3 protein-coding genes are annotated in these 1,572 nt (G+C 65.8%); 1 reads left to right on the top strand and 2 read right to left on the bottom strand.

Annotated features, from left to right (window positions below):
* Positions 1–448, top strand: a 448-nt coding sequence (locus EN893_RS33275; protein ID WP_206640226.1) for a cobalamin biosynthesis protein, incomplete at its 5' end; no start/stop codon positions are given.
* Between the two features lie 39 nt (positions 449–487).
* On the opposite strand, the gene cobO is transcribed toward EN893_RS33275, so the two are convergent.
* Both cobO and cobU read right to left on the bottom strand, forming a co-directional pair.
* Positions 488–1,102 carry a cob(I)yrinic acid a,c-diamide adenosyltransferase gene (gene cobO / locus EN893_RS33270; RefSeq protein ID WP_109667906.1) on the bottom strand — a complete coding sequence of 205 codons (615 nt, stop codon included), beginning with the start codon at positions 1,100–1,102 and terminating at the stop codon, positions 488–490.
* 1 nt (position 1,103) lies between these two features.
* Positions 1,104–1,572, bottom strand: a 469-nt coding sequence (cobU, locus tag EN893_RS33265; protein ID WP_128362148.1) for a bifunctional adenosylcobinamide kinase/adenosylcobinamide-phosphate guanylyltransferase, incomplete at its 5' end; no start/stop codon positions are given.

The raw sequence follows: 1,572 nt of genomic DNA, 5'->3' as shown, positions 1-1,572 counted from the left end.
CGCCTACAAGGCCGCCAACACCGCCGATTCGATGATCGGCCACCGCACCCCGCGCCACGAGGCCTTCGGCTGGGCGGCGGCGCGCTTCGACGACTGGATCAATCTGCCGGCGTCGCGGCTGACGGCGCTGCTGATCGTGCTGGCGGCGTTCTTCGTCAAAGGCGCTGATGCGAAAAATGCCTGGCATGCGGTGTGGCGCGACGCGAAAAAACACCGCTCACCCAATGCCGGCTGGCCGGAAGCGGCGATGGCCGGTGCGCTCGGCCTGGCGCTCGCCGGGCCGCGCAGCTACGGCGGCGTGCTCGTGGACGACGTCTTCATGGGCGAAGGTGGGCGGCGCGAGGCCGACAGCGTCGACATAAGGCGAGCGCTGAAACTCTATCGCGTCGCCGACTATCTGCTGATCGCGCTGTTTGGGTTGGTCGCGGTCATGGTCATCGTGGCGTGATCTACTTCACCCTCCCCTTGTGGGGAGGGTAAGAAACGCTCAGAACTCGATCCCCTGCTGCGCTTTCACGCCTGCGGAAAAATGGTGCTTGGTCACGCCCATTTCGGTGACGAGGTCGGCGGCCTCAACCAGCGCCGGCTTGGCGTTGCGGCCGGTGACCACGACATGCAGGCCCTCACGCCGCGCCTTCAACGCCGCAACCACTTTGTCGAGATCGAGATAGTCGTAGCGCAGCGCAATGTTCAGTTCGTCGAGCACCAGCAGGCTGATCGACGGATCGGCCATCAGTTCGAGCACCTTGGCCCAGGCGGCTTCGGCGGCGGCGATGTCGCGCTTCAGGTCCTGCGTTTCCCAGGTGAACCCCTCGCCCATCGCGTGCCAGACGACGCGGTCGCCGAAGGCGGCGAAGGCGTCCTTCTCGCCGGTGTGCCACTTGCCCTTGATGAACTGGACAACGCCGACGCGCTTGCCGTAGCCGAGCATCCGCAGCGCCAGGCCGAAGGCAGCCGTGGTCTTGCCCTTGCCGGGACCGGTGTTGACGATCAGCAATCCCTTCTCGACCGTCTTGCTCGCCACCTCGGCATCCTGCACAGCCTTGCGCTTGGCCATCTTGGCGCGATGGCGCTCTTCGTCCTTATCGTCGATGTCGGTCATGTCATTTCACCTTGAGCGGCAGCCCCGCCACCATCAGCAGCACCGTATCGGCGACGGCGGCGACCTGCTGGTTGAGCCGGCCGGCGGCATCGCGAAACCGGCGCGCCAGTGCATTGTCCGGCACGATGCCTTGTCCGACCTCATTGGACACCACGAACCAGGGCCCGCGCGGCCGCGACAGCACCTCCGTCAATCGCCGGCATTCCAGCTCGAAATCGTGTTCGGCCAGCATGTGGTTGGTCAGCCACAGCGTCAGGCAGTCGACAAGCACCGGCCGATCCTCCGGCAAGGCGGCAAGCGTACCGGCGAGATCGAGCAGTGCGTCGATGGTCGTCCAGCCTTCGCCGCGCCGCGATCGGTGCAACGCGATGCGTTCATGCATCTCGTCATCATAGGCTTGCGCCGTGGCGATATAGGTCCAGGGCGGCGGCAAGGCGGTCGCCAAAATTTCGGCGTGCGCGCCCTTGCCG

It is taken from the genome of Mesorhizobium sp. M7A.F.Ca.CA.004.04.2.1 (assembly GCF_004022825.1).
GTDB lineage: Bacteria > Pseudomonadota > Alphaproteobacteria > Rhizobiales > Rhizobiaceae > Mesorhizobium.
This window is presented reverse-complemented; position numbering and strand designations above follow the sequence as displayed.

Coding starts and splice junctions, on each gene's coding strand:
- cobO (WP_109667906.1), bottom strand. CDS start 1,102: ATGACCGACATCGACGATAAGGACGAAGAGCGCCATCGCGCCAAGATG.